The sequence below is a fragment of the Shewanella aquimarina genome (assembly GCF_023349185.1).
In the GTDB taxonomy this organism is placed as follows: Bacteria; Pseudomonadota; Gammaproteobacteria; order Enterobacterales; family Shewanellaceae; genus Shewanella; species Shewanella aquimarina.
On sequence record NZ_JAKIKY010000009.1, the window covers coordinates 128,919 to 143,550 of the forward strand.

General features: G+C 51.7%; 15 protein-coding genes. 13 read left to right on the forward strand and 2 right to left on the reverse strand.

Annotated elements, in window-relative coordinates; all coding sequences use genetic code 11:
* Positions 1-5 precede the first annotated feature (5 nt).
* The 12 genes from flhF (at position 6) to L2731_RS12640 (ending at position 11,059) form a co-directional block, all read left to right on the forward strand.
* Positions 6-1,400, forward strand: coding sequence for a flagellar biosynthesis GTPase FlhF (flhF, locus tag L2731_RS12585; RefSeq protein ID WP_249253421.1), 1,395 nt, complete (start codon positions 6-8; stop codon positions 1,398-1,400).
* 4 nt (positions 1,401-1,404) lie between these two features.
* Entirely contained in the window at positions 1,405-2,286 is an 882-nt protein-coding gene (locus L2731_RS12590; RefSeq protein WP_041510648.1) for a MinD/ParA family protein, read from the forward strand.
* Positions 2,279-2,998, forward strand: a complete 720-nt coding sequence (locus L2731_RS12595; protein WP_041510649.1) for an RNA polymerase sigma factor FliA — start codon at positions 2,279-2,281, stop codon at positions 2,996-2,998. Before L2731_RS12590 ends, L2731_RS12595 begins: the two co-directional genes overlap by 8 nt.
* A 42-nt stretch (positions 2,999-3,040) precedes the next feature.
* Positions 3,041-3,424, forward strand: a complete 384-nt coding sequence (gene cheY / locus L2731_RS12600) for a chemotaxis response regulator CheY (protein ID WP_011865185.1) — start codon at positions 3,041-3,043, stop codon at positions 3,422-3,424.
* 13 nt (positions 3,425-3,437) lie between these two features.
* Positions 3,438-4,175, forward strand: a complete 738-nt coding sequence (locus L2731_RS12605; RefSeq protein ID WP_249253422.1) for a protein phosphatase CheZ — start codon at positions 3,438-3,440, stop codon at positions 4,173-4,175.
* Positions 4,176-4,190: 15 nt separating this feature from the next.
* Positions 4,191-6,431 (forward strand): chemotaxis protein CheA, encoded by a 2,241-nt coding sequence (locus L2731_RS12610; RefSeq protein WP_249253423.1) that lies wholly within the window; start codon positions 4,191-4,193, stop codon positions 6,429-6,431.
* Positions 6,432-6,523: 92 nt separating this feature from the next.
* On the forward strand, positions 6,524-7,636 hold the full coding sequence (locus L2731_RS12615) for a protein-glutamate methylesterase/protein-glutamine glutaminase (protein WP_249253424.1): 1,113 nt from the start codon (positions 6,524-6,526) through the stop codon (positions 7,634-7,636).
* Positions 7,629-8,171 (forward strand): membrane anchored protein in chemotaxis locus, encoded by a 543-nt coding sequence (locus L2731_RS12620; protein ID WP_249253426.1) that lies wholly within the window; start codon positions 7,629-7,631, stop codon positions 8,169-8,171. The genes L2731_RS12615 and L2731_RS12620 overlap by 8 nt, the downstream gene beginning before the upstream one ends.
* A 46-nt stretch (positions 8,172-8,217) precedes the next feature.
* On the forward strand, positions 8,218-9,009 hold the full coding sequence (locus tag L2731_RS12625; RefSeq protein WP_249253428.1) for a ParA family protein: 792 nt from the start codon (positions 8,218-8,220) through the stop codon (positions 9,007-9,009).
* A complete protein-coding gene (locus tag L2731_RS12630) occupies positions 8,993-10,045 on the forward strand; it encodes a chemotaxis protein CheW (RefSeq protein WP_249253431.1) in 1,053 nt (350 codons plus the stop codon). The genes L2731_RS12625 and L2731_RS12630 overlap by 17 nt, the downstream gene beginning before the upstream one ends.
* 7 nt (positions 10,046-10,052) lie before the next feature.
* Entirely contained in the window at positions 10,053-10,547 is a 495-nt protein-coding gene (locus L2731_RS12635; protein ID WP_011865192.1) for a chemotaxis protein CheW, read from the forward strand.
* Between the two features lie 110 nt (positions 10,548-10,657).
* Positions 10,658-11,059, forward strand: a complete 402-nt coding sequence (locus L2731_RS12640) for a DUF2802 domain-containing protein (protein WP_152619159.1) — start codon at positions 10,658-10,660, stop codon at positions 11,057-11,059.
* Between the two features lie 29 nt (positions 11,060-11,088).
* Here L2731_RS12640 and L2731_RS12645 read toward each other — a convergent pair whose 3' ends face one another.
* Positions 11,089-11,361 carry an EscU/YscU/HrcU family type III secretion system export apparatus switch protein gene (locus L2731_RS12645; RefSeq protein WP_249253497.1) on the reverse strand — a complete coding sequence of 91 codons (273 nt, stop codon included), beginning with the start codon at positions 11,359-11,361 and terminating at the stop codon, positions 11,089-11,091.
* Positions 11,362-11,480: 119 nt separating this feature from the next.
* Entirely contained in the window at positions 11,481-13,631 is a 2,151-nt protein-coding gene (locus tag L2731_RS12650; RefSeq protein WP_249253432.1) for a hypothetical protein, read from the reverse strand.
* A 239-nt stretch (positions 13,632-13,870) separates the two neighbouring features.
* Between L2731_RS12650 and L2731_RS12655 the strand changes: the two genes are divergently transcribed.
* Positions 13,871-14,602: an MlaA family lipoprotein gene (locus L2731_RS12655; protein ID WP_415837025.1), complete on the forward strand. Its 732-nt coding sequence runs from the start codon at positions 13,871-13,873 to the stop codon at positions 14,600-14,602.
* Positions 14,603-14,632: the final 30 nt, after the last annotated feature.

A 14,632-nucleotide genomic window follows, 5' to 3' on the forward strand; every position in this document is an offset into this window, starting at 1 on the left:
TTTAATTGAAAATTAAACGTTTTTTGGCAAAAGATATGCGCTCTGCATTGGCCCAGGTAAAAGAGACTTTAGGCTCGGATGCGGTGATCATGTCCAATAAAAAAGTCACCGGCGGCATAGAGATTGTGGCCGCGGTCGACTACGACGAGCCTAAGCCAAGCGTGGCCAAATCAAGCGATGCCGCGCCCCTGTCACCCAGCTTTCTAGACCTTGCCGAAGAGAAGGTGTCTATCGGTCGCCAACCCATCAAGGCAGAGTCAAAAAAACAACCATCACCCGTGGCCGATTCGCTACAGGCCCTGCTTGAGCGTCAACAAAATCGCGTCAGTCAGCAGTTAAGTCAGTCCAATGAAGCACTCGAGATGCCCGCCTGGGCCCAAGGATTGAAGGCGCCTAAAGAGGAGGCCCCTGCAATCAGTCAGCAGGAGAGCCCTGTTCTCAATCGTCCCAAGCGTGAAAAGAGCGGCGCGGCCAGCAGCGAGATTGAATCCATGCGTGAGGAGCTAGCCTCCCTGCGTAACCTGCTGACCCATCAGGTGACTTCACTGCTGACAGAGCAGAAGAGCCGCCTGGATCCTGTCGGTGCCATGTTAGAGAGCCGTCTGCTCGACGCCGAGTTTAGCCCTGAGGTTGCCGCCAAGTTGTCGGCCTTGAGCGAACACTATGTGCCAGCGGATCTGGTGAAGGCGCTGCCGCGCAGCCTAGCGAACATGCTCGACAACCAGGGGGATGATATTGTCCGTCAGGGCGGAGTGGTTGCCTTTGTCGGTCCGACCGGTGTCGGCAAGACGACGAGTGTCGCAAAATTAGCCGCTCGATTCGCCGCGCAACATGGTTCAGATCAAGTTGCATTAATTACAACCGATCATTATCGCATTGGAGCCTATGAGCAGCTGGCAACCTATGGCAAAATAATGGGGTGTCCGGTCAAGCAAGCTCATGATCTCAATGAGTTGGAACAAATTCTTTATCAGTTCCGCAATCGCAAGCTAGTATTGATAGATACGGCGGGCATGGGACAGAGAGATGTGAGATTGTTCCAGCAACTTGATAATTTAACTGCAAATAGCAGATTACCTATTCGCAGTTATCTGGTACTGTCATCTACAAGTCAAAGAAGAGTGCTTGAAGATGCCGTCGCGCAGTTTACTCGGATTCCATTATCCGGTGCGATTTTGACCAAATTAGATGAATCGGTGGCCTTGGCGCCGGCATTGAGTGTGTTGATTCAAAGTGGATTACCCTTGAGTTATGTCACCGATGGCCAGCGAGTGCCAGAAGATATGCAAGTAGCCGACACCTTAGCCTTAGCCAACAAGGCCCTGTCGGTACTCGAAAAGAAAGTGCAACCAATACAGAATAACGAAAGGTCATATGAACAGGCCTACGCATTTGAGTAATATAATGAGTCGGGATCAAGCAAGCGGTTTACGTATGATGAATCAACCATATAACGAAAAAGTAAAAGTAATTGCCGTAACCGGTGGTAAAGGTGGCGTAGGTAAAACCAGCGTATCGATCAACACCGCCGTCTCCCTGGCCGAGAAGGGCAAGCGAGTGCTTGTGCTCGATGCCGACTTGGGTCTAGCCAACGTCGATGTCATGTTGGGCCTAAGGGCCGAGCGCAATCTGTCCCACGTATTATCCGGTGAGGCCGACCTTGACGAGATCATCGTTCGTGGTCCAAAGGGTATAGGCATTATTCCTGCCACTTCCGGTACCCAGGCCATGGTGGAGCTGACACCTGCGCAGCATGCCGGCCTAATCCGGGCCTTTAGTGAGATGAAGACCCAGTTTGATATCCTGGTCGTGGATACCGCTGCCGGTATCTCGGACATGGTACTCAGCTTCTCTCGCGCCTCGCAAGATGTCTTGGTCGTGGTCTGTGATGAGCCGACCTCTATTACCGATGCCTATGCTTTAATTAAGATTCTGAGCCGCGAGCATGGCGTGTTCAGATTTAAGATTGTGGCCAACATGGTCAGAAGTTTGCGAGAAGGGATGGAGTTGTTTGCTAAACTTAGCAAGGTAACCGACCGTTTTCTCGACGTGGCCCTGGAGCTGGTTGCGACTATCCCCTTCGATGAAAACCTTCGCAAGTCAGTTCGTAAACAAAAGCTGATCGTCGAGGCGTTTCCTAAGTCGCCGGCGTCGATTGCTTATCATGGCCTAGCGAATAAGATTATTAGCTGGCCAGTGCCACAACAGCCAGGCGGCCACCTAGAGTTCTTTGTGGAACGTTTGGTACAACGCCCAGAATATCAAGAGGATCGTACGAGTGAGTAAAGCCGCTGCGTATACTTGTTTAGATAACAAAGCTTCTATTGTCGAACAGTATGCACCGTTGGTTAAAAGGATTGCTCACCATTTACTTGCTCGTCTGCCCGCCTCGGTGCAATTGGATGATCTGTTGCAAGCAGGTATGATGGGCCTGCTCGAAGCCTCGGCCAAGTTCGACGGCAGCAAGGGGGCTAAGTTTGAAACCTTTGCCGGAATACGTATTCGCGGTTCTATGCTCGACGAAATCCGCCGTGGCGACTGGGTACCCAGGTCGGTTCACCGCAATCAACGCCGCATAGCACAGGTGATTGACGAGCTAGAACAAGAACTTGGACGTGACGCAAAAGACAATGAAATTGCGGATCGACTTGATATGCCGCTCGATGAGTACCATCATATTCTTAATGATGTTTCAGTCGGGAAAGTAGTTGGAATTGAAGATCTTGGTGTATCGGTCGATGTAGTAAGACAGGAAGATGATCACCAGGACGACGCATTTGAATCTCTGGCAGAGACACAGTTTCATGAGGCCCTCGTGGAAGCGATTAAATTACTGCCAGAAAGAGATGGATTAGTTTTGTCGTTATATTATGACGAAGCATTAAATTTAAAAGAGATCGGTGCCGTACTTGATGTCAGCGAATCCCGAGTAAGCCAGATACACAGCCAGGCGATGCTCAGACTCAAAGCGAAACTCAAGCATTGGACCAAAATATAACGATTACATGAGCAATATAAAAACAGCTCCGCGGAGGAAACCTTGGACAAGAATATGAAGATTCTCGTTGTTGACGATTTCTCAACAATGAGACGCATCATCAAGAACTTGTTGAGAGACTTGGGTTTTAATAACACTCAGGAAGCAGATGACGGTTCGACAGCCTTGCCTATGTTGCAAAAAGGCGATTTTGATTTTGTCGTGACCGATTGGAATATGCCTGGGATGCAGGGTATCGACCTATTAAAGGCTATCCGTGCCGATGACAACCTGAAACACATTCCTGTGTTGATGGTGACTGCGGAAGCGAAAAGGGAACAGATCATCGCAGCGGCCCAGGCCGGCGTGAATGGCTATGTGGTGAAACCTTTTACTGCGGCGACATTGAAAGAGAAGTTAGACAAAATTTTCGAACGACTCGGTTAATCAAGGTTGAGCTATGCAGGCAGAAACTTCAGGGCTGATCAATTTAGCACAGGCCAAGCAACTCGTTGATCTACTCGAGGCTGGCCAACAAGAGCAGGCCGATGAGCTAATTCGCGACATCGCCAGCCCGATTCAGAAAGAGCTGTTTGACGAGGTGGGTCGCCTTACCCGTCAGCTTCACAGTGCGATAGTGGATTTTCAGGTGGACGGTCGCCTCGTGGAGCTGGCCAATAGCGAAATTCCCGATGCCAAAGAGCGCCTCAATTATGTCATCGACATGACGGAGCAGGCGGCAAACAAGACCATGGACGCCGTCGAAGAATCTCTGCCGCTTGCAGATGCGCTAACCACAAACGTACAGGCCGTAAAGCCTTCCTGGGATCGTCTGATGAGACGCGATATTCAGCTGCACGAATTTAAGGCGCTATGCCATGACGTTCAGCAGTTTATCGAGCGCAGTGAGTCCGATTCCAATCGTTTGAAAGAGTTACTCAATAACATATTGCTGGCCCAGGACTTCCAAGATCTGACCGGGCAGATGATCCGCCGGGTGATCGAGCTGGTACGAGAAGTGGAGAGTAACTTGGTCTCCATGTTGACCGTATTTGGCGAGCAGCCCGCAACGGATAAACCCCAAGCATCAGAGAAGTGCGTCGAAGCTGAAGGTCCTATTATGAACGCTGATCAGCGTGATGATGTCGTGACAGGGCAAGATGAAGTCGATGACTTGCTGTCGAGTCTAGGTTTCTAAGTAGGAGTCATATGAATGTCCTTTGATGTTGATGAAGAGATACTGCAGGACTTTTTGATTGAAGCGGGTGAGATCCTTGAGCTTCTCTCTGAACAGCTGGTGGCGTTAGAGAATAACCCCGACGACACCGAACTACTCAATGCCATCTTCCGTGGATTCCACACAGTTAAAGGTGGCGCAGGCTTCTTGAGTCTGACGCCCATGGTGGATGTCTGTCATGAAGCGGAAAATACCTTCGACCTGCTACGCACAGGGAAACGCAGTGTCTCCGCCGAGCTGATGGATATCATTTTACAGGCCGTCGACACCATCAATTCTATGTTTGCCGAGACCCAGGCGGGTATCGAGCAAAGCCCTGCCGATGATGCCCTGTTGGCTAACCTTAAATTATTGAGCTCTGGTGGCTTATTACCGTCGGAAATGGGCGGCGCTGGCGAGACACTTGCCTCTGAACAGCCAGATGAAGCGCCTGCAGATGCACAGGTCGATGACGGTATCGAGCTGTTTGATACACCGCTCGATGACAATGTCGAGTTGTTTGACGAGCCGGTAAGCAATGATCCCGTGACCTCCATTGCCGGTGAAGGCGATATCGATGAGATAGATGAGTCTGAATTCGAAGCCCTGCTCGATGCGCTTCACGGCAGCGGAAAAGGGCCTTCGGGTGCCAGCGCTGCGGCTAGCGCGCCGGTTCAGGCCAACGACAGTGACGACATCACCGACGATGAGTTCGAGTCACTCCTCGATGAACTTCACGGTTCGGGTAAATTCCAGGCGCCCTCAGCACCAATTGCCAAGGTGCCAGAGCCTAGCTCGCCGCCGGTGGATGCCGATGAGATCACCGACGATGAATTTGAAAAGCTGCTAGATGAGCTGCATGGGGCCGGTGCCGGTCCTAGCAGCGAGACCAGCAAGCCTGCGACTCCGGCGGCCCCTAAGGCGCCAGAGGTTTCCACACCTAAAGTGGCAACTCCTGCGCAATCGAGTGTTAAGGCACAGCCCGTCGAGGCGCCTGCGCCTAAACCTGTGGTGAAGGAAAAGGCCGCGGCCAAGGCGCCAGCCGCTAACATGCCGCAGGCGGAAACCACAGTACGTGTCGATACCGCGCGTCTCGATCAGATCATGAACATGGTCGGTGAGCTGGTACTGGTGCGTAATCGTCTGCTTAGCCTGGGGATCTCCCGCGATGACGAGGATATGTCTAAGGCCCTGGCCAACCTAGATCTGGTAACTGCCGATCTCCAGGGCGCAGTGATGAAGACCCGCATGCAGCCAATCAAGAAGGTGTTTGGCCGCTTCCCTCGCGTGGTGCGGGATCTGGCGCGCAGCCTGAATAAAGAGATTGATCTTCGCATGATAGGTGAAGATACGGATCTGGATAAGAACCTGGTCGAAGCCCTTGCGGATCCCTTGGTTCACCTGGTGCGTAACTCGGTCGATCATGGTATCGAGATGCCCGACGAGCGTGAAGCCAACGGCAAGTCACGCACAGGTACCATCACCCTTTCTGCCAGTCAGGAAGGGGATCATATCCTGCTCAAGATTGAAGATGATGGCGCGGGGATGGATCCAGATAAGCTCAAGCAGATCGCCATCACGCGTGGTGTGCTCGATGAAGATGCCGCGGCGCGCATGTCTGACGAAGAGGCCTATAACCTGATCTTCGCCCCGGGCTTCTCTACCAAGGTAGAGATCTCCGATATCTCAGGCCGTGGCGTTGGCATGGACGTGGTGAAGACGCGCATTACTCAGCTAAACGGTACAGTGCATATCGATTCATTGAAAGGTAAGGGGACTTGCCTGGAGATCAAGGTGCCGCTCACCCTGGCGATTATGCCGACCCTGATGGTGGAAGTTGCACAGCAGGTGTTTGCCCTGCCGCTGTCCAGTGTCAGCGAGATCTTCCATCTGGATCTGACCAAGACCAATATTGTCGATGGCCAGCTAACTGTGATTGTGAGGGAAAAGGCCGTACCGCTCTTCTATCTGGAGCATTGGCTGAGCCGTAAGGCCGCGAGCTTCAAGCATGGCGATAAGCAGCATGGTCACGTGGTGATCGTACAGCTTGGTACCATGCAGATAGGTTTCGTGGTTGACTCCTTGATTGGTCAGGAAGAAGTGGTGATCAAGCCGCTGGGCACCCTGCTACATGGCACCCCAGGCATGGCCGGCGCCACGATTACCTCAGATGGTGGCATCGCATTGATATTAGATGTACCCGGCTTATTGAAACATTACGCCAAGAATAAGAAATAGCAGTTAGTGGTACAGCGAGCTAGCGGATCGGCGTGATGCCTAAGGCGTCACGCCTTGTTTCGGCAAGGATCCTGCTGTAGATAGGAAATTGAATGGCCATAAAAGTATTAGTTGTCGATGATTCAAGCTTTTTTCGTCGTCGAGTCAGTGAGATTGTCACCAAGGATGCGGATTTAGAGGTCATAGGTACTGCTTCCAATGGCGCCGAAGCGGTTAAGCTGGCGCAGCAGTTAAAGCCACAGGTGATCACCATGGATATCGAGATGCCTGTGATGGATGGTATCAGTGCCGTGCGTGAGATCATGGCGAAGTGTCCGACGCCCATTTTGATGTTCTCATCTCTCACCCATGATGGTGCCAAGGCGACGCTGGATGCCTTGGAGGCCGGTGCATTAGATTTTCTTCCTAAACGATTTGAAGATATCGCCACCAATAAAGATGAGGCGATCTCTTTATTGCAGCAGCGTATCAAGGCATTGGGCCGTCGCCGGGTGTTTCGTCCTATACTGCCTCGAAGTGTACCGCCAAAGCCTGCCACCACGACAGGGACTGCACCGTCTAGAGAGAGTGTGCAGCCACAACGTCCGGCTTCACGTCCGAGTGCGCCGCTTCCCAGAGCCAGTGGTAAGAAATATAAATTGTTGCTGATCGGTACCTCGACCGGTGGCCCGGTTGCGCTGCAGCGTATCTTGACTAAGCTACCGGCCAACTATCCTCATCCCATCTTGTTGATCCAGCATATGCCAGCGGCCTTTACGCCAGCCTTCGCCGCACGTTTAAATGGCCTGTGTGCCATCGAAGTGAAAGAGGCGCAGAATGGCGATCAACTCAGGGCGGGCTGCGCTTATTTGGCGCCCGGCGGGATGCAGATGATGCTTGAACGCGGCGGCACCTATGGACGCATTAAGATCGTGGCCGGCAGTGCGGATATGAACTACAAGCCCTGTGTCGATATTACCTTTGCCTCGGCCTCTAAGTTGAGCGGTGGCGAGACACTGGCCGTGGTATTGACCGGCATGGGCGCCGACGGTCGCGAAGGGGCGCGGATGCTTAAAAACGTCGGTGCAACCATCTGGGCCCAGGATGAAGCAAGCTGCGTGGTCTACGGTATGCCTCAGGCGGTAACCGCCGCCGGGATCTCGAGTCAATCGATAGCGCTCGATGATATGGCCGAGGCCATCATACGCGAGAGTGGACGTGGCTAGGCAGCGCCAGGGCGTCAGCACCACTGTGCTGTTGCTGTTTTTTCTCCTGTTGGTCAGCAGTCTAGTCACTGGCTCACTCTATCTCGACCTAAGGCATAAGAATGGGCAGCTCGAAGATAAGATAGCTCAGCTCGAGAAGACCCAGGTGCTCTTGATGGTGCCCGACGAGCAGGCCGAGGCCTTGGCCGATTGGATGGAGAATAATCCTGAATTTACTCAATCTATCATCAAGCAGGCGGAACCTGGCAGCCAGGTGAGGGTGGAGATTGGCCCAGAGGTGCCCGAGTCTATTGCCAGACATGAGGCAAAAAGCATACCGCTTGATGGCCAAGACGAGTTAACACCCCTGTTACCTGAGGTGGAAGAATCGGCGACTTCCCAGACCGATCAAAAGGTGGCAAGCGCCACAGATAAGGCGCAACAGAGTGGCCAAGCGTCATCTCAAGCGGTTAAGCTGTCAGAAGATAAAGATGGTGTTAAAGTAATAAGCCTGCCCCATGGCGGCATTCGAGTCACGACTCGCGAAGATAATTAAAACAATAGCCTGATGGCGATACGCGCGGCGATTTAAGGGGTTTTACTTGAAGATCTGGACCATAGCAAATCAAAAAGGGGGCGTAGGCAAGACGACCACAGTGGCGAGCCTGGCAGGCGCCATGGCTAAGCGGGGCAAGCGAGTCTTGATGATAGACACAGACCCCCATGCATCCCTGGGCTACTATCTGGGGATAGATTCCGAAGAGGTGCCCGCCTCACTCTATGATCTGTTTTTGAAGCACAAGAGCCTGACACAAGAGCAGGTGCTTGCCCATATTGTGCCTACCAAGGTTGAAGGTATCGATTTGCTGCCCGCCACCATGGCCCTAGCGACGCTGGATCGCTCACTCGGCCATCAGGAAGGGATGGGCTTGATCCTTAAGCGCCTGCTTAGTTTAGTCGATGAGCATTATGACGTCGCCCTCATCGATTGCCCGCCGGTATTAGGGGTGCTGATGGTCAATGCGCTTGCCGCCAGCGAACACATTATCATTCCGGTACAGACAGAGTTCTTGGCCATCAAGGGGCTAGATCGTATGGTCAAAACCATGACACTCATGGGACGCTCTAAGAATACCGACTACAGTTACACCATTATTCCGACCATGTATGACAGACGCACCAAGGCGTCGCCAGCCGCCTTACAGCGGCTGGGGGAGGAGTACGGTGATGTGCTTTGGCCTGATGTTATCCCGGTCGACACCAAGTTTCGTGATGCCAGCCTGGCGCACCTGCCGGCCTCGCATTACGCCAGCCATTCTCGCGGTGTAAAGGCCTATGAAAGATTGCTGGATCATCTGCTGACCAAGGAGTTTGCTCATGTCAAACTCGGCTGACGATGCGGTTTTCGATTATTTTTCGCTGCTGCTCTCGGAACCTGAGCGAGAGGAACCTGAGCAAGAGGAGCTTCAGAAAGAGAGTGCTTCGTCAGATGAGCATGAAGAAAAGCACGGCAAAGCGACGGCTAACCAAGATGGGCGAACGACTCGCCAAGCGCCCGCTGTACAGCGCCAGACTCAGACCCAGATTCAGGCTCAGCAAGCGCTGTCACGCCCAGTGATAACCCAAGCCGCCCCGCCGCTGAATAAGCTCGCGCTCGAGCAACTGCTGGCGCCGGTGACCGAGATAGAAACTGAGACAGAAACTGAGACAGCAACCGAGACTGTAACAAAGCAGGAGCTCAAAACGCTCGAGCAGGTTAAGTCGGTCATTGTTGAGGCCAAGCCTGCACAGGTTGAAATCGCCACTCAAGCGAAACCTTTGTCGCAAGTTAAGGAAAAAATAGAAGAAAAATTAGAAACTTCGGCTAGTATTAAGCAAGAGGAAGCCGTTGCCGAAAAGGTCGAACTGGCCACTACGCTGCAGACTCAAACCGGGGCGACACCGCCCGGGGTGACTGAGCAGTTGATTGAGCAGCTCGACGAAGAGTTTCAGGTGCTGTTTTTCAAGGTGGCAGGGCTTACATTGGCCGTGCCCCTGGTAAGCCTAGGCGGTATCGTTAAGGTGGAGCGAATTAACCATATTATGGGACGACCAGACTGGTATCTGGGCGTTCAAACTCATAGGGACTCGCAGCTCAATGTTGTCGATTCCGGCGCCTGGGTGATGCCGGAAAAATACGACGAGAAGCTGGCGCAATCTGTTGATTACCAATATATTGTACTCCTAGAGAACAGTAATTGGGGCTTGGCCTGTGAGTCTCTGGTGAATTCCGTCAAAATTTTAAAGTCAGAAGTTAATTGGCGTAGCAAAGCGGGTAAACGCCCCTGGCTGGCTGGCGTTGTAAAAGAACAGATGTGCGGCATCTTACATGTGCAGGCACTGATTGAATTATTAAATTTGGGTTTAGGTAGTCAGGACTCTATTGGCTGAGGTTGATATGGCAGATGCAAAAAACGTCGCGGCAGTTGCTGCAGGTAAAGATGATGAAGTGTTGCAGTGGGTAACCTTCCGTTTAGACAATGAAACCTATGGTATCAATGTCATGCAGGTGCAAGAGGTGTTGCGTTACACCGAAATCGCGCCTGTGCCGGGGGCTCCTCATTATGTGTTGGGGATCATTAACCTTCGTGGCAATGTGGTGACAGTGATCGATACCCGTTCGCGTTTCGGTCTGCCTTCTGCCGAGGTGGATGATTCTACCCGTATCGTGATCATCGAAGCGGAGAAGCAAGTGATCGGTATTCTGGTCGACAGCGTCGCCGAGGTGGTCTATCTGCGTGGCTCGGAGATCGACAATGCGCCGAACGTGGGCACAGAAGAGAGTGCCAAGTTTATTCAAGGGGTGAGTAATCGCGATAATGAATTGCTCATTCTGGTGGATCTCGATAAGTTACTCTCAGATGAAGAGTGGATGGAACTGGCTCAGCTTTAAACCCTTAGCCATTGACGATAAAAAGCCGTCGCCTCGTTCGATGGCTTTTTTCGTGGTGGAAAAGAGTTAGATGAGTGTAGGCGTAAAAAATAATGGAGTCGGCATTTATGATAGGCGATGAGATCTTAATCGCGGCGTTACTGTATGTGGTTGCCTGTCTTGGTTTGGTGCTGTATCAGCAGAAATTGACCAACAAACTCAGAGCCAAGATAGATGCCCTGACCTTGCTGGTTAAAGAGAACGATCGACAGCGTGAGGCGGTAAAGCAGGAGCTGCAGGAGCTGAGATCCGGCACCATAGGGGTTGGTCGACGCATGCTTGAGCTCGAAAAGCGTGTGACCAAGCAGGAGGCCCGCATCGATGAGACGGTTGCGGATGAACCTCAGGCCAGGCTCTATACCCGAGCGATGAAGATGGTCGAACTCGGCGCCGATATCGACGAACTAGTGAAGGAGTGTGAGCTACCTAAGGCCGAGGCCGAGCTTTTGCTACGTCTACACGGTAAACGTTAGGTCTGTTTTTTAAGCTAATTATTTGGTCCTTACACCTCTTGCATGATCCTCTTATGCATATTGTCCCAGCGTTCTGGAAACTTACCGTCAAGCATATAGACGAAGGCGATGAGTTCTGCGATGAGTAGGTATAGCTCTTTGGGGATCTCCTCACCTAACTCCAGTTTTTGCAGAAAGTTACTCAAGTTGGCATCTTGATGGATATAGATGCCAGCCTCCTTGGCGATGGCAATGATCTCCTCGGCAACTAAGTCTTCACCCTTGGCGGTGATCTGCGGCGCCGATTTACCGTCGTAGCGCAGGGCGGCCGCCTGAGTGGGCCTGTGTGGGTTATTGTATGACTTACTGTTTGAGTTACTACTTGAGTTATGGCCTGAATTACCGTGTAACTTGTCTTCTAAATCGTCTGTTGAGCTCATCATTAGGCCTTTATCTTTACCAAATAGTGCTCACCCGGAAGTAAGGAGGCGGGCACCTGTGAGACTTGAGTGCGGATCTTGTTTGGGGTTATGCCGATGGCCTGAATCTTCTGTTCGAGTCCCATGAGTCTTTGTTCGATACGGTCGAGCAGGTTCTGATCTTCTGAGGTAAAACCCAGGTTCAGTCGACCATCTTTCACGTCAGCATTGATCAAAAGCCCCGCCTGACTGAGATTAAACTTAAGCTGCAGCCGCCAATGAGGGGAGCTGTTTTTCTCTTGCTCGTCCTGGCTGAAATGCCCCTCAAGCTCTTCGTGTCTGTGCTCAATCATGTAGGGCAGGGTAAAGTACCAATTCGTCGATTGTGGCGAGTCGCTGCTCGCCTGCTGATAGAGGGAAAGATTCGATATTAACTTGCCCAGCGACTCTAGGCCGCCACTTTTTTCGAGCAATCCCAGTAGCTGACTACCCGAGGCGAGCTGTTGCAGTCCTTGGACCTGGCTAGATGCTTTGCCGCTCGTTTGCGTTTTTACCTGTCTGCCAAGGAGTAGCTGAAACAGCACACCTATGGTGCCGGCGTGACTAGTGATACTGCCGAGGCTAGCGACAGGCGCTGGGGGCGCAGCGATGCCGGCGAGGCTATCGATAAGCTCCTGTCTCAATGAGCTAGGACTCGCTAACTCGCTAAGGGGCCTGGGAAAGGCTAGTGGCAGAAGTTGTTGCACTAACTGCAGCAAGTTTCGCCCCTGAGCAGTGGCTTTTTGTGCCTGTAGGGCTTTATCTGCGAGCTGACCCAGTGCGAGGTTGAGGCCTCTATGTCCTGCCTCTCTAAGCCCTACATCACTGGATTGGAGTCCATTCGGGGGAAAGCCTATTGGGGATGATTGCGTTTGGCCTATATCTCTTGCTGCTGGCGAAGTGCCTGTAGCCGAAATTTGCCCTGTTTGTTTCTCCAGGGCTGTCAGCTTAGCCAGTGCGGCAGGGCTGAGCTGGTGTAACTGAGCCGTAGTTTTCGCCATTCCCTGTTCAAGGGGCGTCGCCTCGAGCCTAATTCCCGTTAGCCTGTTATCTGTTAGCCTGATATCTGCGAGCCTGATATTTGACAGCATGGCGCTGACGTTTTGATAGAGTCGGCTCTGGGCTATTTGTGCTATTTCTTTCAACAGCGGCCCTTGGGGATTTTTCGACTCACTGGCCAGTAAGGCATTATCTGACGTTGGCGTTGAGATAAGTGCTTTACCGATCTGAGAGCCGAAAATCGCCGCTGTCTTATCGGGTGTCTTGTTAGGCGATTGCGCACTGCGAAGCGGTATCTGAACCATTAGGTCTTTAGGCAAAGCAGCGTTTGCCGATGCCTTGCCTGGCATGAGAATCGATGAGGAATCAACCGGGCGAGTTGGTGTGGTGAGCTCTATGATGATCCCTTTTAACGATTCAGGTGTTAAGGGGATCTTTGCCAAGGTATTTATTAACTGATGGTAAGCACTGGCTAACTCGGGTTTGCTGATAAGCGCTTGGGATGACGGTGGTGATAGATAGAGCGCGGGTGAGCTGGCATTGCTCATCAGCGCATCTTTACCTGTGGGGGTCAGTAGTAGTTTGACCTCAGCCAATTTGGGGGTGAGTGTTAGGGTCAATCGTCCATTTTCTATGGCAATTTTTGCAAGGTATTGACCATCGGCAATGGAGGGGCTTGGCAATCTCACAAGTTGCGATTCATTAAAAAACAGCTGATTTGCCGTTATTTTTACCTCCCCGAGGGGATAGCCCTGGGGACGACTGGCGAAGTTGGTGAGCTGTTCCAGACTTATCTGATTAGCATTGATATAAGCAACCAGCCCCTTGGGTAAGGGGAGGGAAGTTGGCTGCCCCTGAGCCTGCACGCTGGCATTCATCATAGAAGTTGAATTAGCGGCGGCGCTAAATTGGGTCAATACTGTAAGACGGATGGCATCTTGTTTTAGGTTTTGCTGATCTTTAGCGTCAAGGTAGGTGATGGCCAGCTCGCGATGGTTGAACTTGAGCTTATCGCCCTGAGGAGTCGATACAATCTCCACCGGAATATTTTTAGCCTGAGCGCTCTTGTCTGTTTGGGCGAGAGCATCACCGCCAGAAAGAGCTGGGGCGGGCATGTCGATACGGGAATTACTCAAATGTGAACCTCAAATTGATGCGCCATGAATGTCTTATTACAAAATTCAATTTGACCTATCGCTTTTGCTGAGTATCCTTAGCGATCTGAAAAGGAAAACCAAACTGTGTAGTCTAGTATTAACACTTTATCGTCAACAATAGCTGGTGACTTTAGCCGTGTTCAATACTAATTAGGAAACTAATTTATATGAAGTGTAAATGGATTGCGTTGAGTCTGCTATTGGTTGGTGCCCAGGTGATGGCACAGACAGACACAAGCGATGAGAGTGCAACGGATAGCACAGCCGCAGAAGTGACCATTATCTATAATGATGAGCGTGATCCTCTGGAAGGTTTTAACCGCGCCATGTGGGATTTCAACTATCAGTTTCTCGATAAGTATTTCTATCGCCCAGTGGCCCACGGTTACAACGACATCTTGCCTCGTCCGGTAAAGACGGGGGTTAACAATTTCGTGCTTAACTTCGAAGAACCCAGCTCCATGGTGAACAACGCTCTGCAGGGAAAGTGGGGCTGGGCAGCCAATGCCGGTGGGCGATTTACCATAAATACCACCATAGGTTTGCTTGGGGTGATCGATGTTGCCGACATGATGGGCCTGGCGCGAAAACAGGATCAGTTTAACGAGGTGCTCGGTTACTACGGCGTGCCTAACGGTCCTTATTTCATGGCGCCTTTCTTAGGCCCCTATGTCACCCGTGAAATCGCCTCAGATTGGGTGGACGGGCTTTATTTTCCGCTATCTGAGCTCACCATGTGGCAATCCTTGGCAAAGTGGGGGCTGAAAAACCTCCATAGGCGTGCATCGGCAATTGACCAAGAAAGACTTGTCGATAATGCACTTGACCCCTACACTTTTGTTAAGGAAGCGTATTTTCAGCATCTTGACTATAAAGTGTATGATGGCGACATACCCGTGTCGACTGATGATGACGAATTGCTCGACGAATACATGACAGAGCTTGATTAACATCAGTGTCCCGCATAACCCATTGTTTCA